The organism is Leptospira mayottensis 200901116 (assembly GCF_000306675.2).
Taxonomy (GTDB): Bacteria; Spirochaetota; Leptospiria; order Leptospirales; family Leptospiraceae; genus Leptospira; species Leptospira mayottensis.
The window spans coordinates 2955001-2979181 of record NZ_CP024871.1; the positions used below are offsets into that span (position 1 = coordinate 2955001).

The 24181-nt window shown below is 40.0% G+C and carries 19 protein-coding genes and 2 pseudogenes (1 of these 21 cut by a window edge); 10 read left to right on the forward strand and 11 right to left on the reverse strand.

What is annotated here, in order from left to right:
* Positions 1–874, reverse strand: the 5' portion of a protein-coding gene (locus LEP1GSC190_RS13435; RefSeq protein ID WP_237578384.1) for an LIC10775 family protein. Its footprint begins 224 nt before the window's first position; 874 of the gene's 1098 nt are visible here — the first part of the coding sequence; it begins with the start codon at positions 872–874; its stop codon lies off the left edge, out of view.
* A gap of 503 nt (positions 875–1377) precedes the next feature.
* On the opposite strand from LEP1GSC190_RS13435, the pseudogene LEP1GSC190_RS19860 reads away from it, so the two are divergent.
* Positions 1378–1727, forward strand: a pseudogene (locus tag LEP1GSC190_RS19860) (transposase); the annotation flags it as partial.
* A gap of 88 nt (positions 1728–1815) precedes the next feature.
* On the opposite strand, the gene purQ reads toward LEP1GSC190_RS19860, so the two are convergent.
* Genes purQ through LEP1GSC190_RS13475 form a run of 7 tightly spaced genes read right to left on the reverse strand, consistent with a single transcriptional unit; the run spans position 1816 to position 6730 of the window.
* The gene (gene purQ, locus LEP1GSC190_RS13445; protein ID WP_002746885.1) at positions 1816–2475 is read right to left on the reverse strand and encodes a phosphoribosylformylglycinamidine synthase subunit PurQ; all 660 of its coding nucleotides are present in this window, start codon (positions 2473–2475) and stop codon (positions 1816–1818) included.
* Positions 2472–2720 carry a phosphoribosylformylglycinamidine synthase subunit PurS gene (gene purS / locus LEP1GSC190_RS13450; protein ID WP_002746718.1) on the reverse strand — a complete coding sequence of 83 codons (249 nt, stop codon included), beginning with the start codon at positions 2718–2720 and terminating at the stop codon, positions 2472–2474. Before purS ends, purQ begins: the two co-directional genes overlap by 4 nt.
* A complete protein-coding gene (locus LEP1GSC190_RS13455) occupies positions 2696–3556 on the reverse strand; it encodes a phosphoribosylaminoimidazolesuccinocarboxamide synthase (RefSeq protein WP_002746846.1) in 861 nt (286 codons plus the stop codon). Before LEP1GSC190_RS13455 ends, purS begins: the two co-directional genes overlap by 25 nt.
* Positions 3553–4683 carry a PP2C family protein-serine/threonine phosphatase gene (locus LEP1GSC190_RS13460; protein ID WP_002746907.1) on the reverse strand — a complete coding sequence of 377 codons (1131 nt, stop codon included), beginning with the start codon at positions 4681–4683 and terminating at the stop codon, positions 3553–3555. Before LEP1GSC190_RS13460 ends, LEP1GSC190_RS13455 begins: the two co-directional genes overlap by 4 nt.
* A 7-nt stretch (positions 4684–4690) precedes the next feature.
* Positions 4691–5383: a cytochrome c biogenesis protein CcsA gene (ccsA, locus tag LEP1GSC190_RS13465; RefSeq protein WP_002746811.1), complete on the reverse strand. Its 693-nt coding sequence runs from the start codon at positions 5381–5383 to the stop codon at positions 4691–4693.
* A gap of 56 nt (positions 5384–5439) precedes the next feature.
* Positions 5440–6111, reverse strand: a complete 672-nt coding sequence (locus LEP1GSC190_RS13470) for a heme exporter protein CcmB (RefSeq protein WP_002746749.1) — start codon at positions 6109–6111, stop codon at positions 5440–5442.
* Positions 6083–6730, reverse strand: a complete 648-nt coding sequence (locus LEP1GSC190_RS13475) for an ABC transporter ATP-binding protein (RefSeq protein ID WP_002746892.1) — start codon at positions 6728–6730, stop codon at positions 6083–6085. The genes LEP1GSC190_RS13470 and LEP1GSC190_RS13475 overlap by 29 nt, the downstream gene beginning before the upstream one ends.
* 166 nt (positions 6731–6896) lie before the next feature.
* On the opposite strand from LEP1GSC190_RS13475, the gene LEP1GSC190_RS13480 reads away from it, so the two are divergent.
* Complete coding sequence (locus tag LEP1GSC190_RS13480) at positions 6897–7904, forward strand: tetratricopeptide repeat protein (protein ID WP_420844310.1); 1008 nt, start codon at positions 6897–6899, stop codon at positions 7902–7904.
* Positions 7901–8591 (forward strand): annotated as a pseudogene (locus tag LEP1GSC190_RS13485) (hypothetical protein). The gene LEP1GSC190_RS13480 and the pseudogene LEP1GSC190_RS13485 overlap by 4 nt, the downstream one beginning before the upstream one ends.
* Here LEP1GSC190_RS13485 and LEP1GSC190_RS13490 read toward each other — a convergent pair.
* Positions 8592–9350: an ABC transporter ATP-binding protein gene (locus tag LEP1GSC190_RS13490; protein WP_002746730.1), complete on the reverse strand. Its 759-nt coding sequence runs from the start codon at positions 9348–9350 to the stop codon at positions 8592–8594. It lies immediately after the preceding pseudogene.
* Positions 9351–10489: 1139 nt separating this feature from the next.
* Between LEP1GSC190_RS13490 and LEP1GSC190_RS13500 the strand changes: the two genes are divergently transcribed.
* The 4 genes from LEP1GSC190_RS13500 to LEP1GSC190_RS13515 all read left to right on the forward strand — a co-directional run bounded on the left by LEP1GSC190_RS13500 (position 10490) and on the right by LEP1GSC190_RS13515 (position 12667).
* The gene (locus LEP1GSC190_RS13500; protein ID WP_036037062.1) at positions 10490–10876 is read left to right on the forward strand and encodes an ArsR/SmtB family transcription factor; all 387 of its coding nucleotides are present in this window, start codon (positions 10490–10492) and stop codon (positions 10874–10876) included.
* Entirely contained in the window at positions 10857–11249 is a 393-nt protein-coding gene (locus tag LEP1GSC190_RS13505) for a DoxX family protein (RefSeq protein WP_002746779.1), read from the forward strand. The genes LEP1GSC190_RS13500 and LEP1GSC190_RS13505 overlap by 20 nt, the downstream gene beginning before the upstream one ends.
* A 159-nt stretch (positions 11250–11408) precedes the next feature.
* Complete coding sequence (locus tag LEP1GSC190_RS13510; protein ID WP_002746896.1) at positions 11409–11918, forward strand: SRPBCC family protein; 510 nt, start codon at positions 11409–11411, stop codon at positions 11916–11918.
* Positions 11919–12118: 200 nt separating this feature from the next.
* Entirely contained in the window at positions 12119–12667 is a 549-nt protein-coding gene (locus LEP1GSC190_RS13515; RefSeq protein WP_002746742.1) for an SRPBCC family protein, read from the forward strand.
* 559 nt (positions 12668–13226) lie between these two features.
* On the opposite strand, the gene LEP1GSC190_RS13520 is transcribed toward LEP1GSC190_RS13515, so the two are convergent.
* Positions 13227–13769 carry an SRPBCC family protein gene (locus tag LEP1GSC190_RS13520; RefSeq protein ID WP_002746750.1) on the reverse strand — a complete coding sequence of 181 codons (543 nt, stop codon included), beginning with the start codon at positions 13767–13769 and terminating at the stop codon, positions 13227–13229.
* 263 nt (positions 13770–14032) lie between these two features.
* Complete coding sequence (locus tag LEP1GSC190_RS13525; RefSeq protein WP_002746888.1) at positions 14033–15487, reverse strand: RecQ family ATP-dependent DNA helicase; 1455 nt, start codon at positions 15485–15487, stop codon at positions 14033–14035.
* A gap of 104 nt (positions 15488–15591) precedes the next feature.
* Here LEP1GSC190_RS13525 and LEP1GSC190_RS13530 point away from each other — a divergent pair, with 104 nt between their 5' ends.
* Genes LEP1GSC190_RS13530 through recD form a run of 3 tightly spaced genes read left to right on the forward strand, consistent with a single transcriptional unit; the run spans position 15592 to position 24010 of the window.
* Entirely contained in the window at positions 15592–18987 is a 3396-nt protein-coding gene (locus LEP1GSC190_RS13530; RefSeq protein WP_002746756.1) for an exodeoxyribonuclease V subunit gamma, read from the forward strand.
* The gene (locus LEP1GSC190_RS13535) at positions 18984–22157 is read left to right on the forward strand and encodes a UvrD-helicase domain-containing protein (RefSeq protein WP_002746905.1); all 3174 of its coding nucleotides are present in this window, start codon (positions 18984–18986) and stop codon (positions 22155–22157) included. Before LEP1GSC190_RS13530 ends, LEP1GSC190_RS13535 begins: the two co-directional genes overlap by 4 nt.
* Positions 22157–24010, forward strand: a complete 1854-nt coding sequence (gene recD, locus LEP1GSC190_RS13540; protein ID WP_002746822.1) for an exodeoxyribonuclease V subunit alpha — start codon at positions 22157–22159, stop codon at positions 24008–24010. The genes LEP1GSC190_RS13535 and recD overlap by 1 nt, the downstream gene beginning before the upstream one ends.
* Positions 24011–24181: the final 171 nt, after the last annotated feature.

Consider the following 24181-nt stretch of genomic DNA (forward strand, 5'->3'; position numbering starts at 1 on the left):
TTCGAGGATTGATCCCACGTTTGAGATCCCAGAGTTGAAAATAATTTTTGGAATTATAAACTGCAGCAACTGGATGATACGTGAGTCCAATTGTGAACAGAATCCTATCCGGTCTGTAGTAAAGGAATTTTTCGGACTGGGATCGATATATATTTTCCCATTCCTCATTCTGCAAAAATCCGTTTTTATCTCCGGGTTGGATTTTCTTTGTCTCGGTAGTAGTATATTCCTCTTGTTCTTTAAATGGAATCGATTGATAATACCTTCGAATCTTCCAGACGTGATCCTCTTCCCTTCCACTTTCAGGAGTTTCCGGTTCCGGAAAATAATGCCTCCAATCGTCCGTCGTCTCCAATGAAAACCGAAAAGGATCACTTTCTATTTTTAGAATATTCTTTTTTGTGCATCCGTATGGGTCGGTAAGATCATCCACCTCTCCTCTTTTGTGAGCCATATGTTTCATCAAACGACTCAGTTCTTCAGTAGCGCTTCGATAACCTTCTGGAACTAATTTTCCAAATTGAAATCGATAACAAAGTCCGATGCCCTTCAACAAACGAATCGCAGAATACGGTTCCCCATGTTCCGCCAAAGCCTTCGCTTCGCTTCTGTGCACATCAAGTTCGGAAACGTCTGGGAAAACCTCCCTAAAATCGCGGTCTATCAAGAATTCCACCCTTCCGTCTTTGTAAAAACGATAATTTCTCCCATGTAGATCCGTCTTCCAAACGAAATGGGAATTCGGTCGAAAATATTTCATTACTCGGTTGTAGAGTACAGCTTCTTTTTGCTCCTGGTCCTCATACCAAGTACCTCGTAGTAATGGATTCGTGGGAGCAGTCGTTTGAGTTTGCGCCTGAGTTTGTATGCTCATCGGTAATATTATTCCCAAAAAACTGAATATTCTAATTTTTAGATACATTTACATCACTCTCTTATTACTTACATTCCCATATTTTTGATTTTCGAAGTCGTTGGCTTTAACTTTTTTAATTTCCCTTTACAGATTCCCGAACAACACCATTCGTATAACTACATTCATTTAAACAAAACGTCCTTATAAACTTGAAAGGGTTGGGTTAAGAGCTTGCCCCAAAACTTCCGTAGAAATATCATCGCAAATTTTTCACAAAACGAAGAAGCACACACATTAACGTCCCTTTAGTTATTTATTACACTCCGGTTGGAGTTCCTACATTCTGAGATTTTAGGACAAGTTCTAAATGCAAAAAAGACAAGAAAACCAACTAAAGTATATATACGAAAAGGGTGTTAGGTCCAGTGTGTAAATGATTTGTTATAAAATCAAAAAACAAGGATAAAATACAATGAGCAAACTGCAGATAATTTAGAAAGATCAGACTCAGGATTTCCAGATTCGATGATAAAATCATATCCATTTTTCCTAAAGTGCAAGTTCAACTTTGTATTGTTCGTATAGTAAGGAATTTCTTGAAATGGATTTCTTACAAACAGAAGAAAGAATTGACGATTGATTTAAATGCCATCTACAAATCTCCATCGGAAGAGATCGCGAAGAAAAATCTTGATGATTTTTCCGCCAAATAGGACAGCCAATATCCGATGTTGGTAAGTCTTGGAGAAATAATTGGGAATCGGTAGTTTATCCGCCTAATATTCATAAGGCGATATACTCACAAACACAATCGGACGATCAATATGGAGGCTAAAAAAATAATCAAAAACGGAATTCGTTTCCTACAGATTAAGCCACAATCAAATCCATTTATTTAGGATTGAATCATATATTTAGAAAAACGAAAATTCAAAACGAATTTGTTCGCCCACGTAATTTCAAACACTCAAAATCAGATCTAAAACAATCTTTCCATCAACTTCACCGGTCACTAGATTCATCGCCCTTTCCGGATGAGGCATCATTCCGGCAACCTTGAAATTTTTGGACGTGATTCCTGCGATCGCTTCAAGAGAACCATTCGGATTTTCCCCGAAGTAACGAAATAAAATTCTCTCTTCGTCTTCGAGTCGTTTGATAACGTCGGACGTTGCATAATAACAGCCGTCCGCGTGAGCAATCGGAATTTTCAATTCTTTTCGAAAATCGAGAGATGCAGTCACCGGATTTCCCGAAGAACCTTTTTTCAAGGTCACGGTTTTGCAGATGTATTTGAGAGTTTTATTTCTTGTGAGAACCCCGGGTAGGAACTCCGCTTCCGTAAGAATTTGAAAGCCGTTACAGATCCCAAAAAGTTTTCCCCCCTTGTCCACATGTTCCTTAACGGACTTCATCACCGGAGAAAAACCCGCCATAGCACCGGAACGAAGATAATCTCCGTAAGAAAAACCTCCCGGAAGAATCACCAACTCGTATTTTTTACTGAACTGGTCCCTGTGCCAGACTAGATCCACTTCCGCTTGGTATTGATCCCTTAAAACGCGGTAGATGTCCGAATCACAATTGGAACCCGGAAAAGTAACGATCGCAACTTTCATATTTTTTGAATATTCGCAGAATATGTTTCTATTACATGATTGACGAGAATCTTATCGCAAAGTCTCTCTACATCCTTTTTAGCAGCTTCTTCGTTCGGAGCGTCGATCTTGAGTTCAATATACTTGCCAACTCTCACATCTTGAACGGATTTTTCACCGACTTCGGAGAGAACTTTTTTTACCGTACTTCCCTGCGGATCCAAAACGGATTCCTTAAGGACTACTTGGATTTTTGCGATATACATGAAAGAATGAGATCCTCTATCTTCTGATATTTTTCTCTCAGCTCTTGGATAAGTTCCGCCGGGAGACCGGGCGCGGGGGGTATCTTGTTCCAACTCGTAGCTTCCAGATAATTCCGAAGAATCTGTTTGTCCAAGCTCGGGGGAGAAATTCCTACGGAATACGTATCCGCAGACCAATACCGGGAAGAATCCGGAGTCAAAAGCTCGTCAATCAGAATGACTTGTCCGTCCAAAATTCCGAACTCGAATTTAGTATCACAAAGAATGATTCCCGCACTATCTACCACTTCAGAGGCACGCAAGAAAATGGAAATCGATTTTTCTTTCAGAATCCCGAACAGTTCTTTTCCGATCCGATTCTCCATCTCTTTTTCGGAGATATTCTCATCATGGCCTTGATCATTTTTAACCGCGGGAGTAAAAACCGGCTCGGGAAGTTTTGCGGATTCTTTTAAACCTGAGGGAAGTTTTACGCCCGCAAGAGTTCCCTCACTCCTGTATTCCTTCCAACCGGAACCCGCGATATAACCACGAACCACACATTCGTAGTCAATCCGTTTGCACTTTTTTACAAGAACCGACCGACCCTCCAATTCCTCACGGCTTCGAAATGGGAAAGGAAAATTCCTCACGTCCGTTTCTAAAATATGATTGGGAACGTTTTTAAAAAATTCAAACCAAGAAGTAGAAATCCGATTGAGAACCTTTCCTTTGTTTGGAACGGTCTGCGGAAAAACGACGTCGAAAGCGGAAATACGATCCGAAGAGGAAAGAATCAGTTTATCGCCGAGATCGTAGATATCCCTAACTTTTCCTCTGTACGTCGGTAGATTCATAGTTTCAATACCATCATAGCGATATCGTCATCATTCGTGCCTCTGTCCGAATGTGCAAGAATGGATTCCATCATCGAAACGAGAATATCTCCCTCTTTGGAAACGCTTTCTTGAAAGATCCTTTTCAATTTTTCTTCTCCGAGAATGTTCATACTTTTGTCGGTGATCTCGGTTGCGCCGTCCGTATAAAGAAGAAGATAAGAACCTTTCTCAAACTGAACGGATTTGAATTCTTCTTTTACGTTGATTTCAATCGGAATGATGAGAGGCCCCATTCCGGAAAGAGTTGTTACCTCTCCATTTTGATAGAGAATCGGAGGAGGATGTCCTCCGTTCGAGTATTCGAAGCTCAGATTCTTGTTTAAGATTCCGTAAAAGAAGGTAATCGAAAATTCGTCGGGAAGAATTTTCTCAAGATTATGACGAAGCGTCTGCACCTTCTCTTGCAAACTTTGATCCGGAGAAAGGCTGGAGACCTGCATCTTGAGCATCGCAGCAAGTAAGGCCGCGGAAGGACCGTGACCGGAACAATCCGCGATAAAAATATGGAGAGAATCGTTTTCAATCCAAGCGTCCGTGTAATCCCCACCGATCTGCATCAGAGGTTGAAAGATTGTACTCAAACTGATTCCGTTCCATTCCAATTCTTTTTCGGGGAGAAGTTCCTGCTGGACTTTTCTCGCCATGATGAGCTCCCTCTCGTAATTTCTTTTTTGTTCTAAAACCTCGTCCTGAAGAATTTTAATTCGAATAAAAGCGCGTATTTTGGCAATCAACTCCTTCGGCTGAAACGGTTTGTGGATAAAGTCGTCTCCACCGTGAGAAACTGCTTCGTCAAAACCGACTTCGCGATTGATCCCAGTAATAAAAAGAATGGGAAGAAGTTTGAATCTTTCAATTTCTCTGAGTTCTCTACAAAAGGAAAAACCGTCTTGGTCAGGCATACTTACATCCAACAAAAGTACATCCACTCGATTTGTAAGAAGAACGCTACGCGCGTCTGCGGCGGACTCCGCTGTAAAAATCTGAAAGCCCAAAGGTTTTAGGGTATGTACGATCAACTTTAAATTTATCTCGGAATCGTCGACCGCAAGAACCGTATAAAGACTATAATTTGGAGAGGACAAAGTTTTTTTACTCTTCCCTTTCCGGTAAACTATCGCGAAGGTCTTCGATCTTAGACAAACGATAAGTGAAACGGAATAATGTCAAAAACAGAATATGATACGCAAAAACTCCTATCCAGAAACTCAGACGTATGTCGGAATCCATTCCTCCTTTTCCAAGAATTGACTCCGGATGATTCCCCGGATTATCCATCCAACGAATCGCCCCCCAAGTAATGACGGCGTTCACGGCACAGAGAATACTCAGGAAAGCGGAGAATATTTTTTTCTTGGAAGCGTCGGTGATTAATATTCGAAAAACGAAATATGCTATCAAACTAATAAACAAAACCGTAAACGATTGAAGTCTCGCATCGGTTTTATCCCAGGGAACTCCCCAGGCGCTGAGCGCCCAAATTCTCCCCGAAAATATCACACCCACCGCAAACAGAAGAGCGATCTGATTTGCGGAAAAAGAAAGCAAATCCCATTTGGATTCTTTTCGAATCAGATAAAGAACCGCGAAAACGAGAGAAAAAATCGGGCCGTAAAGAGCAACCCAAGCGACCGGAACATGAAAGTAAAAAATTCTGTGAGCCGTTCCTTGTTGCAAGATCACATTCGGATAATTGAGCGACAATAAAACGGCGATCGGGAAACCTATTAAAAAAACCGCAGATAAGACCCAATCCCAAATGGGATGAGCGATACGAATTTTCATACGAAATAGAGTATTCGTAAGAATGTCGGTAGAATCAAGAAAGATTCTTCGATTCTTTAGGGTTCGTCTCCGGAAAGTTCCAAAAGTAGAATTCCGATTCCCGCGTAAAAAATACAAAACGAAAGTAAGATAGCAATTCCGGGAATCGGATCAAACACGGGCATTCTTTCAAGTTTTCTTTCCGCTTCCATTCCGAAAAGAAGGATCGGAATCGTAAACGGAATCATCAAAAGCGGAAGCAGAATTTCCTTGAGTCTGGAAGAATCGCTGATATGACTCAAAGCGACTCCCAAAAAAGAAATACAAAGAACCCCGGGCAAAAGGAAAATCAGATTCACTGTAAGATCTTTCCACCCCAAAGGGAACGTTTGAAAAAAAACAGATAATAAAATCATTAAGTAAACGGCGGCAATCGTAAGCCCTGAAAAAACGGCAAGGGACTTGGAAAGAAAACGCATCCAAATTGGAAGGAAAAGAGAGCTGATTTTCCCTCCACCGTTTTCCCGTTCTTCCCAAGCGGATTGGCCGATAAAAACATAAGAAGTAAGGAATAAAACGGACCATTTGATTCCGATCAGGGTCTGACGATCAAGTTTTCCGGTCTGTTCCAACGCATAATTGAAAATGAATACAATCGAAGTGATGAGAACGAGAATAGATAATATTCCGTTGACCGCCCTTCCTAATAACAGAAATTCCTTATGGAACAGAAAGAACAGAAGTTTCAAGATTCCCCCCCTTTAGAGTCAACGACTTCGTTTTGCGAGAGAAAGAAATGCGGGGATCGTGAGTCACAAGCAACACCGCGGAATTTAGAGAATATTCCTCCAAAACAGGAATCGCGGTTTCGAGTCCGGATTGATCGAAAGCCGTAAACGGTTCATCCAAAAGCATCAAGTCCCCTCCTGTCAAAAGTGCTCGCACCAAAGCAGCCTTTTGCCTCATTCCTCTGGAAAAGGTAAAGATCGGATCCTGTTTTCTCGCCCAGAGCTGGAACGACTTTAAAAGGGTACCAACTTTATCTTTCGAATATTCCATTTTTGCGATGGAAAGGAAATAACGCAGATTTTCCTCAAGACTGAGAGAGGTATAAAGTCCGAGTTCGTGACCTAAGTAAGAAATTCGAGGCTTTGTCGATCTAGAGTCCATAAAAGAAAAAGAATCCTTATGGTGTTCGTGATTGAGGATCGCTCTGAGAAGAGTTGTTTTTCCGGCCCCGTTGTCTCCTCGAAGTAGCACGAGTTCTCCGCGGAAAAGAGAAAATGAAATCTGTTTGAGAATCCGTTTTTTTCCGATAGAATAAGATAAGTCTTTACAAACGAAAAGCGCTTGTTCATTGAATGTCAAAACGGTTCCTCTTATGAAACCAGAGTCTCTTCAGAAACGGAATTTACAATGCGTTTTTTAGATGTCGGAGTGTTAAGGATAGGTGGTCAAACTCAAGGTTTTAGAGGTAGTGAATAGGAATCGCTCAAATCACTTTTACTTTTTACCTCGGAAAACTCTTTATCCTATCTCCTTTTTGTCCCTTTTTCCCTATTTACTATCACTCATTCTCGTTTTTACCTACAAAAGCGTCGAAGCACAGATCCAAATCGGCGGTCAATACTATTCCGGTTTGCTTTGGGGAGAAAATGAAATTCTTTCTCCCGAATACTACAACGAAGGTTCTTTTTTACGAACGGATCAGGACTTTATTCTCACGGCGGGAAGAAATTGGAAAGGAGACCCTCCTCCATCTCAGGGAAGTTTTTTATTCGAAAGAAAGGAGATTTATAATAGCGGGCTTTTTAACAACGAGGCAGTTTCTCTTTTGGAAAAAGGAAAAACCGAAGACAGGCTCAGAGCAATTTCCATGTTGGAAGAAGGTGTGCGTTTCGATCCTAAATTTTTTCCTTTCCGCTATAACTTAGGCCGCGCATATCACCTAGAAAAAAAATATCAAAAGTCCATCATACAATTCGAATACGCAAGCGCAGAAATCCCGGAATATTACAGAACTTTTATTCACTTGGGAACGTTGTATGAAATTATACGAGAACCGATCAACGCCACAATTCTCTGGAAAAAAGCGGTTTCGCTTAACAAATTTCACACGGAAGCTCTTCTCCTTTTGGCAGACCACTACATCCGAACCGATCTCAAAAATCGCGCTCTCATTTACATCAAAGAAGCTGCAAAAATCGACGAACAAAGCCCGGATGCAAGAATGGGAAGAGCGAGAATCGAACTTCTTTCCTCCAAGGATCTCTATGCTTATAGAATTTTTAAGAACACGGAACTTGTGGACGATTTAGGGCAGAAGAAACAGTACAATAAGAAATTTCATTTCTTTTACGCCGAAACTGCCAGTAAAGTAGGAGATTATGTCACAGCGGCGGATCAATACGAACAACTTCTCAAATATCCGAATGATCCGTTCTTCTCCGAATTCTCTTATAAGGTGATCGAAAGAAGAAGAGATCTCGCAAAACGTTTTGCCGAAATCAAATCCATGGAAGAAGAAAACAAAACCGAATGAAAAAGGTTTGCTTTTTTTTAATTTTCCTTCGTTATTTTGAACTTGGAGGAATTTATGAAAAAAATCACCTGGCTCACAATCCTGTTTATCCTCCTTAACATTCCTGCATTTGCGCAGAGTAAAGAGAAAGGACAGGCGGACTTGAGTCGTTCCGATGTATTCTCTGAACAGGGAAGTTCTTACACGAAATCCCTTCAGAAAATCGTCAGAGATCTGGAAACCACGATCAATGAGAGACTAACGGATTTAGAGAAGAAACATTCTCTTCTCGTAATTCTGAGACCGGAACTGGAAAAGGTGCAGACAATCGTCACGGAAGACATTCCTTTTACTTTCGACGAGGGGTACGAGAGCAACCTGCTCAAATACGTTCGTTTTAAGTTTGAGGGCGGCAAAATCAAGGAAGTTGAACTTGCCTCTGAGAAAAAAAGAATTCAGTACGAATTCGCTTTTGAAAATAAAAGATTGATTTTCTCTCCTCCGGACGTATTGGCATCTCAGGTCAAACTCGAAAAATTCGACAAAATAGAGAACACCAGAGTGGGTGATATTTCTCTGGAAAATCAGATCAAAGCGCTTAGACTTTTAGAGTCCAGCCTTAGATCCTCGATTTACCGGATCGATATCATGATCGCTTTATACAAAGACAAAAAAGACAGAAAAAATCTCTATCAAATCGATATCTGATCAAACGCGGAGGGAGCTCAAATCGGTTGCACGGATGAGTTCCCCCGTAAAAGAACTTTTATAATTTACCAATACTTCTTCCGTTTTCCCAAAATCGAGTAATTTACCTTTTTCTAATATCCCTATGTTGTCACAAAACTTCTTCGCGGTTCTCAAACTATGAGTGATGAGAAGAATCGTAATTTTCTTTTCATTCGAAACTCTTTTCAAAAAAAACAGAACTTCGTTTAAAAGAATCGGATCCAAGGCGCCTAATGCCTCGTCCAATAAAAGAATCTTAGGTTCAGTGAGTAACGCGCGAAGAATTGCCGCTCTTTGAAGTTCTCCACCAGAAAAAGAAAGAACATTTCGATTCAGATTTTTGCCAGACAACTGAAACGATTGTAGTAGGTCTTGAAAAGATTCCTCTCCCCTCTTTGCAATTTCTCCCCCTAAAATTCGAAGCGGTTCCCGAATTGCCTTTTCCAAAGACCAAGTCGGATTAAAACTTCCGACCGAATCTTGAAAGACAGGTTGCAACTCATGGATCGGAATTTCTTTTCGACCCTTTCCGAAAATAAAAATCGATCCGCTTTGTTTTGAATTTTTAACTGCGGGAACTCCTAATATCGCGCGAAAAAGGGATGTTTTCCCAGAGCCCGAACGTCCTAAAATTCCCAGAATCGTTCCAGAATCGACTTCAAATGAAACGGAATCCAAAATCGTCCTTTGACTCAGTTGGAGGTTTAATTTTCGAATTTCTATAGCTTTATCGGACATTTTTTCCAATTTGAGGCGATGCGAAAATCGGTAAACGCCTAATTTATAAAATACTAAGATTCACAAATCCAAACGTATTAAAACGAAATTCAGATTTTAAACTTCGAATGATTCTTTGGGTAACTAAAACTAGCAATTTCTTAACTTGATAATAAAACCTGTAAAAACTTTCGTTTCAATATTTGGATAAACGCAAAGCTCCCCTCGAAAGCATCCTATAATAGAGTTGTTGAAAAATTAACTCTCCGACTGTTTCATTGAGATGAAAGATTAAAGCAGTTTTGTTAATCTCCACTATGGAATTTCCAACAACTCTATTATAGATTTTTAAAACAAGAATTAAGAGCTTGTTTTAACAACCTCAGAATATAGGAAGCCTCGACGAAAACTTAACAGTTATAAAATACGTTCGAAAGCTCGTAAACTATTACAGGGATGTAATTTGTGAGAACTTTTATATTTTATTACGAACTACTGAATCATTATAACTGATTTTTTTTAAGGTTTTTAAGACAGGCTTTCTCGCAATCGCGATGTGTGACCTTCCGAAGAAAGAGAAATGGGAAGGTGGATCAATTGTTTGTTTAAGATAATCGAACATAATTTTTTATTTTTCATCCCAATGGAATTTTTCTATTTTACTTTTCATGAATTGGAGCTGTGCGCTGATCATCACATTCAAAAATTCTTTCGCACTTTTGATTTCAATCAAATTGGAAAAAAGAAAAATTTCGATTTCTTCAAAACCCGAGGAACTTAAATAATGCGGATTTTCAAAACTTGTTATATTGGTTTGCGGCTCAGAGACATATCCGAATTTCTTTTAGAACTCTTGTCCCGCAGGAATTTTCACTTTTAAGAATCCAATTCCGTTCTTCCTGCAAGAAAAATAAGAGTTATACAAGACCGCTTATTCTTACACCAAACCTACTTATTTAAGCCAAGACTCGACGCAATAAGTAGCTTGATACAAATGATCAATTTGTTAGAAAAACAAAGGATTTGAGTGGACTTTTTGACTTTTTAGAGGCAATTTGTTAAATTATCCACTCAGTTAACATACTCTCGCAATTTTTTATAGGAAAGGATTTGACAAAAATTTTAAATGACCCAATTTAACCTATAAGTTAATTAACCGTATGGTTCAACAAGAAGAGAAAACAGATCAACTTAGTCTTACTTTTGCTGCCCTAGCAGACCCGACTCGCCGTAAAATTCTGGCATCTCTTCGGTATGGAAAAATCACGGTGAAACAACTTGCGGAACCTTTTTCCATGAGTCTTCCAGCAATCACAAAGCATCTCAAAGTGTTGGAAAAGGCAGGGCTCATTTCCCGAGGTCGGGAAGCCCAATGGAGACCGGCTCGTTTAGAGCCCGGACCTTTGAAAGAAGTAGCGAATTGGATCGACGAATATCGACAGATTTGGGAAGCCAGATTGGATCGTCTGGACGAGTATCTACAAGAACTTCAAAAAATACAAACAAACCAAGAAAGGAAAACAGACTATGAATCAGGAAAAAATTAAAACCATTATCTATTGGTTAGCGACCGCCCTTACCGCCGCTAACTACGCATTTGCAAGCTATGTGTATCTCAATCGCGGACCGGAAGTTATCGCTGGTATAACTCAACTCGGATATCCTCTTTACTTCATAAGTCTTCTAGGGGTTTGGAAACTTCTCGGCGCAATTGCGATCACAGTTCCACGTTTTCCTCTTCTCAAAGAATGGGCATACGCAGGAATGTTTTTCAACCTCACAGCGGCGTCAGTTTCAAACGCGGTTGCCGGAACCGAAATAATCCACGCGATACTTCCTCTAATCGCTCTCGTTCTAGTAGCATTATCTTGGGCTCTACGCCCCGCAAATAGAAGGTTAGAAGGGATTTGGCATCTATAAGAAAAATAAAATTTACTAATATTCTTACCCGTCTTAAAACGATCCAGTCATTCTACTCTCCGAATCGAAAGTGTTATAACGTAGAGTTTACAACTTTTTGGGTTTCTTTGTAGTAGAAAATCCGGATTTCGGGGCAAACCGTAAGGCGAACATTTCATTATGAAATTGAAAAAAGAAAGGAGAATCAAAATGGCAAATCAAACAAACGACGACTTAGTTATTACTCGGATTTTCAACGCACCTCGAGAAACGGTTTTCGACGCTTGGACAGTCCCGAAAGAAGTAATGAAATGGTGGGGACCGAAAAATTTTACATCGCCGGTTTGTAATATCGATTTTCGTGTGGGTGGTAAATATATCTTCTGTATGCGCGCGTTAGACGGCCAAGAATTCTGGTCTGCCGGTGTTTACAAAGAAATTGTAAGACCAGAAAAAATTGTTCAAACAGATAGTTTTTCAGACAAAGACGGTAATACCGTTCCTGCATCCGAATACGGTATTCAAGGTTATTGGCCAGAATCTCTTTTAGTAACTCTTACTTTCGAAAACCATCAAGGAAAAACGAAATTAACCTTGCGTCATACTGGTATTCCAGTCGGTGAGGTGAGCGATATGACAAACGCGAGTTGGAACGAATCCCTCGATAAACTCGAAGCAATCCTAAAATAAATAAAAGAGTCCCCAGTGTAAATTCAAGGCCCAATACCGGAATGGACGCAAAATGGGAAAACACTTTGCACAGGAGGATGCTATTTAAAACACTAGAACATCGAAACCGTTTATCAATCGAAGATATCAATCAAGCTATGGATCGCCTGGTAGAATATCTGGTAAAATAAAAAAGTTAAAAAATTCATTAGGAGAATTTTATGTCGAAATTAAAAACAATCGTTTTAGCTGTGCTCGGAGCATTCGTAATTTTCGTCTTGGGTACGCTTGCGGTCGCTTCCACCAAACCGGCTAACTTTCGTTACGAAAGAACGTTGAGCATGAACGCGCAACCCGAAAAGATCTTTACTCTGATCAACGACTATCATAGTTGGGCCTCCTGGTCCCCTTGGGAAAAATTAGACCCCGCAATGAAAAAAACTTTTAACGGCGCCGTTTCCGGAGTAGGTTCCATTTATGAATGGGAAGGAAATAGTGAAGTAGGAAAAGGTCGTATGGAAATCATAGAAGCGAATTCTCCCTCCAGTATCAAAATGCAATTAGACTTTCTTTCCCCTTTTGAAGCGCACAACACTACCGAATTTTCCTTAATCGTAAAAAACGGCATGACTCATGTCACCTGGGCGATGTATGGTTCGAACGCATTCATTTCCAAAGTGATGGGACTTTTCTGCGATATGGATCAGATGATCGGAAAGGACTTTGAAACCGGTTTGAACAACATCAAAAAAATTGTGGAAATAAAATAATACGATAAAATTCAACGATCGTTTCTGGATTTAGTATATATTTATTTTTGAATATACTTACGTAAATTTTCTCAGAATGTTACGATCAAATTCCGAGTTGAAACGAAAAGTCGAATGAATACGACGGATCGGGAAAATCACACGGAATTTTAGAAAAAGAACCGCCTAAGAAAACGCTTCTTTGAAACCATTCGGAGTTCGAACAAGTCAAGAAATTTCGGTCGAAGATACTAACACATAAACCTTCGACCGATAAGTTGTTCTTGATGGCAACTTTAAACCCGAATGAGTTACACTCAAGGAGCCTGGTCCCAAAACCTAAAATGTAAGAACTCATATAATTTTAAACAACAGGGAAACGCGCGCAAAAGTGTTATAAACCGCTAGACGTATCTGTGGAAATTTTCGCATTTTTTAGAAATTTGTCGGATCGTTTATTTAGGGATAAGTTTTGAAGTCTTGAAACCGGCTCTCTGAGTCAAGCCCGTCCTTTTTAGTTATTATCAAGCAATATTTTTCTTAATCTTAAAACCCACTAAAGTTTTAAGACTTGGTTCTATTATCTTTCAAGCCGACTCTTAAGGTTGTTCAAACTATCGTCCATATTTCTGATAACTTTCTGTTGCTGGTCGAAACAGATATTAGTGATAAAACTGATTACGGTCATCGGAAAAGACATTTGATCCGACATGCCTATCAGCACCCTCGTCCGATTTTCATCTACGGAAACAGTAGTTAGATAAGAATCAAAATTAGCCTCAAACGGTTTTTTAAAACGAATCCGAGTTTCAAGTCGTTCTCCGTCTATTATATTCGTGATTTCCTGTTCCGCAGTCCCCACTTCGGGATTTTCACTTTCCCAAGAAAAAATGAATCCGACCGTGCCGTCCTTCCCCTTAAATTCCTTTTTCATTTGCGGATCCTTTTTAGACCAAGCATCCCATTGCTCGTGATTTTTCAAAAGTTTCAATTCCGTAAAAACGATTCTCTTTGGTTGATTGATTACTATTTCCCTTTCTAAACGTAATTCTTTTGGAGCAACAAACGTAAGAATTACGACCAAAGCGACAAACCCGGCTAAAATATATAATAAAATCTTCATATTTTGTTCTCCCTAATTTTACCCTATGCGCAAAAAAAAGATTGTAAACGAAAAAATCCACTCTTCAGACGTTTAGAAATCACTTAAAAAAATGGATTTTAAACTTATATAATTGCTTTTGGATTATTTTCAAGATGGTTTGCTGATTTTTTTTATCTTCGGTAAAACCGAAGGCTTCCACCATATATATATCGATATCTATTTCAGAAAATTAGCGAGACGAATTTGCAACCTCTATCCAACATTTGCAAATGCAAACTCGTCTATTTTCGTACTCCCGTCGTTTGATATTTACAGACGTCGCAGTTTCCGCATCCATTCCATTTCGCATCGAAGTATTCGTAGACGAGCTCCCTTCTGCATCTTTCCGATTTCAGATAAAGAAGCATTTGGTACAATCGTTTCAAACTCGTTTTCTTTTTTCGTTCCAAATATTCGGAAGAGCAAAGAACATCCGGTAACGGAGATCTCAATTTCAATGACTTCTTTTCCAATTCTCCCGAAGTAACTCCGTGCCTTTCAAACAAATTGAGAACGGTCTGAAGCCGATGATCTCCTCGATTTTTATGAACGATCATAGACTGCAATTCGTCGTATTCGATCGAAGACAATTTTTCTCCGAGTCGCTCCATAGTTTGGTAGGTACGAGCGATAAAAGATGCGTCCGGATTTTGCCATTCGATAAAATCCATTAATACGGTCAAATCGTCTTGGTCGTAAAATACGTGACAATCGGATGCGTTGCCGTCCCTTCCCGCTCTTCCGATTTCCTGGTAATATCCTTCCAAAGAAGAAGGAAGTTCCGCGTGTATGATCATCCGTATATTCGGCTTATCAACTCCCATTCCAAATGCATTCGTTGCTAGTAAAATCGTATCTTCCGATTCTAAAAATTGTTTTTGAACTTTTTTTCTTTGCTCGGGAGACAAACGTCCGTGATAGATTCTATGTGGAATTTTTTGTACATCCAATTTCTCCCCAAACTTTTCTAAATTCCGAATCAAATTGAAATAAACGATCGTACTCTTTCTTTGTTTTTTCAAAAGTTCCAGAATCGCATCCGATTTGGAAGGTTCATCGACAAAAGTTCGAACGTCCAGAAACAAGTTTGGTCTACAGATTCCTTCGTTATAAACTTGGATTTCCGATTCCTGCAGACCCATTTGATGCACGATGTCTTTTTGAATTTCAAGAGTAGCAGTTGCGGTTAATGCTATTATAGTCGGTTTTCCTAAAATTTCCCGAAATTCTCCAATTTTCGTATAGTCCGGTCTAAAATCGTGTCCCCACTGACTAATACAATGAGCTTCGTCGATCGCAAGAAGAGATACCTTTCTAAGTTGAAGTGAACCTATAAATTCTTTCTTGCGAAATCGTTCCGGAGAAACATACATGATTCTGTATTTTCCTTCTTTCAAATCCTGATAGCATCGAAGTCTTTCCTGTTTGGAAAGAGAGGAATTGATATAACCCGCGTCGATTCCAAGCCGCTTCAACTTTAAAACCTGATCCTGCATCAACGCGATCAAAGGTGAAATAACAACGGTCAATCCATCCAAAGCAAGAGAAGGAAGTTGATAACAAATCGACTTTCCCATTCCCGTCGGCATGACGACCAAACAATTCTTCCCGGAAAGTACGTCCAAAATGATCCTCTCTTGAGAACTTCTGAATGTAGAAATTCCGAAAAGGTTCCTGAGCTGACTAAGAGAATGCATTACGATTAGAATTTATCTTAGATCTTTGAAAGCAAGAGAAAACGTAATTACTTGCCACGATGCCGAATTCTTAAAATGTTCGTATTCAAGGCCGGAGTAGTCGCTTGTCAATCACTCACATCACAAGTCTATCGCTCGAAGACATGGCCGTCGAACTCTCTGGAAATATCCTCGAAGAAAGAAAAAATTTTCCTTTGCATTCGCCCGTAATCGTAGTCCCAAGCACGAACATGAAACTTTGGTTGAACTTGAATCTTTCTCGATTTTCTGGACTTTCCGCAAATCTTAGATTCCTTTATCTTGAAAAAGCCCTTGAAGAATACTTTCACCTCAGAGCGAACCTGGACTACGATCCGTTCCAACGCGCGTTCCCAAGCCGGGAGGCAACTCAAAGAAAAATTCTCACCTTTCTGATCGAAAACGCAAATTCGAAAGAGACAATATTTTTACGCTCATTCCTGGAAAATATCACGCGAGCTTTTTCTTTGAGCGCAAGGTTGACTTCGCTTTATAAAGATTACGAATTAAACCGATCCTCTTGGATTCAAAGTTGGGCAAAGGAAAAGGGAATCGACATTCCTATGATCTCCCGCCGACCATCTCCGTTCCCCCAAGAAGACGAGTACTACCATTTTCAAAAAGTATTGTACCAAAAAGTTTTTTTGAATTCCAAAGAACCAAATACACTCGTCCAATTTTTCCTCAAAGAAATACAGAAAGACAAAACGCATTCCCCTCGTAATTTTCCTTCCCTGCATCTTTTTTGTTTGTCCAACCTCGCAGACACGTATCTCGGAATTTTAGAATCCCTTTCTCAAAAAGATAAACTTCCGATCTATCTGTATCAATTTCATACGGGCTACGTTTCAAACGCGAATAACTTTCTCGGACCGGAAAGATGGTCCAATCCCCAGTCTCATATCGCTTCAAGAACCACTTCCATTCCCGGAGTCATTTTTAAAAATTTGGAAAGTTCTCATACGTATCCGAAAAAGCTCTCAACCCTTCGAAACACTCTGAAAGGGAATCAAAACAGAGATAACCCTCAAGATCTTTCGCAAGACGCTTCGGTTCGATTCTGGAACGCTCCTTCTCCGTACCGGGAAATAGAATCGGTGGCAAACGATATTCTCTATAAAATGAATCAGGATCATCAATCGACTTATTTAGATTTTGCGATTCTCGTTACGGATATGCGTGTCTATCGTCCGGCCGTCGAATGGGTGTTTGACGGCGGAATTCTTTTACAAACTAAAGCAGATGCGGACCCGATTCGAAAAAAAATTCCTTATTCTTTGACAGATATTAAGGCGAACGAAGCTTCTTTACTTTATCGAGGTTTGATGAACTTTTGGAAAATCTGCTCCGGGAACTCCATCGACAAAAGTAGCCTACTCAAACTTCTTCGAAACCCTCTCTTACACAGCAATATTCGGAGTGATTCGGAAAGTTTATCAATTCTTGAAAAACTGATCGAAACATCGGGAGTTCAATACGAAGAATCCGGAAGAGAGAAAGATTCATTCCAAATTTCTAATGGACTTAAAAGAATACGACTTTCTTCCATCTTATCCCAGGAATTCGCTTGGACGAAATACAAGATCGCTCCGATCTCTCTCGAATCGGACGAGAATTCTTTCCACCTCACTAATTTTTGGGAAACCGTCCTCAAAGCGAAAAACGACATTCTTTCTTTCTCCGAAGGGAAAACAATCCTTTGGACCTTCGATTATCTCAAGATCGTTCGAACTTCTTTGGAGGAACTTTTCGAATTTCCAGGAAAATACGAACAAGAAGGAAAGCTCTTTCAAAATTGGTTGGAATCTCTTTTTGAGTGGGAGGGAATTCAATTACAAAGTAAAGAGGAAGGAATCGCTCTTCTGAAATTTATTACGGAACAGATCTTCGATCAGATACCGTATCGTAAGGGAGCGTATCTCACGGGAGGAGTTACGATTTCGCTCCTACAACCCATGCGTCCGCTTCCTTTCAAACACATTTATATCCTAGGTTTAGGAGAAGGAAAATTTCCCGGCTCCAACGACCGCTCCCAACTAAATCTTAGGAAAGACTTCCGGGAAGAATGGGATATCTCTCGTAGAGAAATTCAAGAATCCCTTTTATGGGAAACCATTCACTCGGCAAAAGAATCCCTCACATTGAGCTATGTCGGAAAAAATCTTCAGGAAGATAAAACCTTCGAACCTTGTTCTCATCTTTTCGAAATCATGGAATCTCTGCAAGTCAAGGAAGCAGTCAAACTCCCACTACATTCGTATAGTATAAAATACAAACATACTCCCGAAGAATTAAAACAAGGTCTCGTAAGCTACGACTTTGGGAGGATATGGGTAAATGGAAATCGAAACGATTATACTATCCTCGATCGTTTCCAAAACCCGAAGGAACTTGCCAAAACGAGTTCAACACCTCCTCTATCTGGAATCGACATAAAGGAACTCTCTCAATTCTTAAGCGACCCCCTGGATACTTATCTTAAAAGAAAACTCGGGATGTATCTTGAGGAAGAGGAAAGTCGTGACCACGAAAAAGAAATCTTCGACCTGGATGCAATCGCGGAAACTTCCATATTAAGAAAAATGCATGCTTTAATGGTGCCAGACTTGGTTTCCAAAGAGCCTTGGAGTTGGGACCGGGAAAAAATCCTCCGAGTAATTTCTCCGATTTTGGAAATGGAAAGGTCTTCAGCAAAATTTCCAAGGTCCGTATTCGGGAAGATTCAAGAAACGGATCTCGTTCGATATCTCGTAACAACAAGTAGAAACCTTTCCGAATGGAAGCCTATCTTTCAAGGTGGAATGTATTATCCGTACCTGAGTTTAGGAGATACTGGCCTACCGGATTCGGTCTGTAAAAAAATGCCGGAACTCAAAGTCCCTCTAGAATCCGGTCACTTTTCCATCAAAGGAGAATGGGAACACGTCATCGAAAAAGACGGGAACTTATACTGGCTATTTTCGAAGAGTTTGGAAGAAAAACCTAGCGAGGATTATCTTGGTTACAAGGATTATTGGAGAACGATGAGTTTTCCTTTTTTAACCGGAGTTGCCTTCGCCTCTTCAAACGAAAATTTTAAGATCTATTCCTTTAAACCCCGTCCTTCCGAAGAACCCAAAAAGAAAAACTCTCTCCTTCTCGAATATAATATCGAAAGTCCGTCTATCGGAATCAAATACCTTGCAAAAATTCTAATGGAATATATGAAAGAAGAACCTGTCTTTTTTCCTCGAAAAGCCTTCCTCAATTATTACCTAAAAAATATCCAAGGCAACTCCAAAAACAAAACACTGGACGATGTGTTCGACGATGAAAACGCGTGGATTCGTTTCCTGAAGGAGGAATTAAACGAAGTTAAGAGCGGATTGTCCTCTTTAGTTAAACTCTATCCCAAAACTCCGAACTTGATCCTAAAATCCCAAATCCAATGGGCTAAAAATTTCTATAAGCCCTTCTTAGATTGGAAGAAGGAACTCATATGAACGTTAGACGTTCTTATGAGTTTCAATCTAGCTTTATCGAAGCGTCCGCAGGCACGGGAAAAACGTATACGATCATGGAAATCGTAAAAGATCTGATAGGCAAATACGAAATTCCTCTAACTCAAATCTTGATTTTAACATATACGGAAAAGGCGGCGGGAGAACTCAAAGAGAGACTTCGAAAAAAACTCATCGCGGCCGAGCTTACGAAAGAAGCGAGAGAACTCGACCAGGTTACGATTTCCACCATACACGGTTTTTGTAATATGATTCTGCAGGAATATCCGGTAGAAACGGAAACACCTTCCAAATGGGTCTTAACCGATTCGAAAGAAAGACTGAACTCGGCTTTGTATAGGCTTCAACACGAAGAATGGAACTCTTGGGTGAATAATCCGGAAGAGCTTGAAACGTTTCTTTCCTTATCCGGATATATATCACAAAAAGAGAATATTCTCATCGCCGGTTCCAAACTTTTGAGTGGGAAAAAATATCCGTATTCCAACGAAACGACTCCGATGAATGCAGAAACTTTCCGTCAAAAAACGGCATTGATCGCGGCAGAAATGGTTGCACGGGAATTTAAAACGTCCGAATGGATGAGTTACGACCAGATGATTTTGCAAACGAGGGACTCTTTAAAAAATCCTCACCTTTGCAAGGCTCTTCAAAGCAGATATAAAGTCGGAATTTTAGACGAGTTCCAGGATACAGATTCGGCTCAATATGAAATTTTCGCCAGACTCTTTTTGGAACAAAACGACAAAACGGAACAAAGAGCTCTTTATCTCATCGGAGATCCTAAACAATCGATTTACGGATTCAGAGGAGCTGATATCGGAACCTATCTCCGAGCGAAGGAAGAATTAAAAAAACATAAGGCTCAAGAGATTTCATTGAACGTCAATTACAGGTCCGTTCCCGAGTTGATCCGCGCTTATAACGAAATATTCGGTGGTAAAACCGGAGAACAAAGTTTTTTTCCGATCGTAGAACGAAACTTCGAATCGACTCCGATCGAATACTCGGAGGTTTCTGCTCCTGAAAAAAATCCGAAAATTTTATTAAGCGACAAACATAGGGAAGGCCCAATTCAAATCGTACGTTTTGTTGGAAAAGATACCTGGAAAACGGACGATGCAAAAAACGCTTGGGGTCAATTCATTGGAGAAGAAATCCTGAAACTTACTCGAAGTGAAAATTCGTTTTCGTATCAAATTTTAGAAGAATCCAACGAAGAGATTCATTTTGCGGAAAAAAAACTGAGCTTTAGAGAAATCGCAATTCTCGTTAAGAGTAAGGCGGAAGGAAAACTTGCGGAACAATCTTTAAAACTCAGAGGAATTCCTTGTTCGTTTTATAAACAAGAGGGTATCTATCAATCTCCCGAATCGTATCAGATTTCCAATATATTCGAATGCCTTTTAGACCCGAATAAACCCTCCTCCTATCGAAAACTTTTATTGGGTGATCTGTTTCAAATCCACCCCGATCATCTCGCCGCATTCGATGAACATTCGATAGAGTCCTACGAAAAAACTACTTTAGACCGGTGGAAAACCCTTGCGATTGATCGTAAATTTCCTGAGCTGTTCCGTTCCATAGAGGAGGACAGCAGAATATTCCTAACCGAAGACGAAACAGATATAGACTGGGAAAGGAAAAGAACGAACTACGAACAAATCTTCCGCAAATTGCTTCAGTTCCAAATCGCCAATCAGGCCGACTTGGAAGAAATATTAGAAGAATTGAAACTACTTCAGACCGAGTCCAAAAGTGAACAAGAGCCCCCCCTATTCGAAAAAGAAACCGAAAAAGACGCTGTTCAAATTCTCACTTTACACTCTTCCAAAGGTTTGGAATGGCCTGTCGTTTTTCTGTTCCATCTTTCCGGCAATTTTGTTCCAGAGGTTTACGATTATCCGGTTGCTGGAAAAGACGGAGAAAGATCCTGGAAGTTAAGTTTTTGGGACAACGAAGAAGAAAAGAATATTAGCAAAGAAGAATATTCTTATCAATCTCTGAATGAAAACAAAAGGCTTTTGTACGTCGGGATCACTCGCCCGAAAGTCAGGCTATATCTCCCCTTCTACACTCCCACGAACCACAAAAAGACAAGAGATTCTGCATATTATAAAATCCTGTATCCTAGATTACAACATATCCTGGAAAACGAACCGGATCCGAATTCGTTTCATCCAATCGCTTGGACTCCTATTTCTTTCGACCAAACAGACCCGAATATACGAAATCGAACTTGGGTCTCCGAAGTCCGTTTAACACCGCTGCTTCACCGCGAATCTGAGTCTTCCAAGATGATTCGTTTGCACAGTTATTCTTCCCTGAAAACCAGGGCTAAAACTTCGGAAAGTGAGCCTATTTCCACTTTAGAAGAAACAGAATATTTCAAATCCGATGACGCGGAAGGCACAGAAACCGAAGACGCACTTCCTTCGTCGGCCGCGACCGGCTCTTTTTTACATGCCCTTTTGGAAGAACTGGATTTTTCTTTTTTTAAGACCAAAACACCGAAGGAAGTTTTAAAGAATCAGAAAGTTCTTTCTAGAATGAATTTCTATTTAAATTACTTTAGACTCTCAAAAGAAAATAAAAAGAATACCCTTTCAGAAAAAGAAATCTATCAAAAAAGAGCCGGAGAAATCCTGTGGAATTCCTTAAATGCAAATATTCCTCTGCAGGATAAAACCCTGTTCAGCCTTGTGGATCTTAGTAAAGAAAATAGAATTTCGGAGATGGACTTTCATTTGAACTTGGATCCAGCGGGCAAAGATCCTGGTAACTTTTTAAAAGGTTCCATTGATTTGGTCTTTGAGATCAAAAATAAATTCTATATCGCAGATTACAAATCGAATCTGCTTGAAGACTACTCTCCCCTTTCGTTACAACGGAATGTGGAAAACACGGAGAGTCGATACGATCTACAAAGAGACATCTACGCGATGGTACTTTACGAATATCTAAAGAACCTATTCGGGCCGAAAGATGTTTTTCAAAAGATTGGAGGAGTATATTATTTTTTCCTAAGAGGGATGAAACACGGAGAGAGCTCCGGAATTTATTCGGACTTTAATTGGAGTCCAGAAAGAATGGAAACAATCCACAAAATCGTACAGGAACTGACCGCCGTTCACTGGTTGGAGGATCTCTGATGGAAGAGTCGTTCTCCCCTTTTATCGAAAAACTCAAATCGGATATTTTAGGCCTGGACGAATCCGGGATCAAAAAAAAAGGTCTCGAAAAATTTTCGGACTCGGATTGTTTATTAGAAATTCTGAATTCGATTTGGAGTTCCATGGAAGAGGGAAGTTTATGCGTTCCCGTAAAAAAGGAATGGAAGAACGTTTTAAAATTAAAACCTCCCGGTCTAGTCGTGGACAAATTCGAAAACAAGGAATGGGTTTACTTCGAAAAAACACATCAATCTAAAACCGATCTGGAAAATCTCCTAAAGGAAAGGATTCAAAACAACGTTCCACCGAAAGTCGACCAATACCGTGCCGAGAAAATTCTTAAAAATCTGGAATCAAAAAGTTTTTCATTAAAAGAAACGCAGGTAAAGGCGATCTTTTCCTGTCTCAATTCCTCTTTTCACATCGTCAGCGGAGGTCCGGGAACCGGAAAAACGACTGTCGTCGCATTTCTGTTAGAAATTTTGAATCAACTCGGACAACTTCCTTCTCCCGAAGAAATCGCGCTCGTAGCGCCTACGGGAAGAGCTGCACAGAGATTAACAGAATCGATTCAGGAAAACCTAAAAAAAATCTCCGAAACAGAAGAATCCAATTTCTTACGGGGGCAAACAGTTCACGGACTTCTTTCCTACAAATCGTCGTTAGGCGGATTTTATTACAATCGTGAAAGATATCTTCCGCATCGACTGATCATTGTGGACGAAGTTTCGATGGTCGATTTAAATCTGATGCTTTCCTTATGGAACGCAATCCCTCGCAATACTAAAAAAAACGATGGAAAAATTCCGTTCCGATTTATACTGATCGGAGATCCTCATCAACTTCCTTCTGTGGAAAAGGGCGCGGTGTTAAGCGACTTTTTATCCGTATTAGAATCGAAAAAAGCGAACTTCGTTTCCAGACTCAAGGAAAGCAATCGTCAGAAATCGAAGGGTAACGTTTCAAAGATCGTTATTCTTGCGGAAGAGATTCTCAGATATTCCCCCGAAAACCTAAATCTCGGAACAAAGATCGACGACTCTTTTCCGAAAACGACAATGATCGGAGAAAATTTGAGATATGAAAGCGAAGTCGTATGGTTGCAAAATTCCGCAAATAAGATTTCGGATCACTTATCAAGAGACGAACTAGTTGAAAAACTTTGGACCGGAATTCTTCAACCCAGGATTTCCAAAATCGGGACCTGGAAGATCAAGAATTCTTTCGATTTAAATGAGCCCAATTTCGTTTTAAAATTTCAGGAGGAGCTGAAAAAATTCCGCTGCCTTACCGTTTTTAGAAACGGTTATTGGGGAGTGGAAGCGATTCAAACGAAAATTATGAATCTGGCCACGCAGGATCTTTTCCATAGAAAAGGCCAAAACCCGGATTTTTTCACAAAACGCCTTTCCAAACGTCTTTATTTTATAGGACTTCCCATCTTAATCACACAGAACGATAAAAACAGAAAACTTTTCAACGGCGACATCGGAATCGTTTTAAGAATAGAATCGACCGGAGAGCTCAGAGCAGTTTTTCCGATCGAAGGGAAATTATTGCCCTTTGCGTTAGACACTCTTCCAAAACACGAACCGGCATTCGTGATGAGCATTCACAAAAGCCAGGGATCAGAATATGATACAATTCTAATTTATATTCCGGATCATCCTGAATCTCAGGAAAAAGAACGCTCTCATAGACTTCTCAACCGTCAGATTTTATACACTGGAATCACAAGAGCCAAAAACCAAGTGATTCTTGCGGGCAACCCGAAGACCTGGGAAATCGGAATCGCCAATTCTCAGAAGAGAAACACCGGTTTTAAAATTTAGAACGGGCCAATTTCTTAACAAAACATCGAATATAAAACGGCCATTGTTTATACTTCGATTCAAAAGATATCGGATTTACATTCCAAATTCTGCATCGATTTGGGCATTCTCAGGATTTTACGAATCGACCTTCCTGCGCCCCTCTTGAAAGAAGAATTCAATAAAAAATCG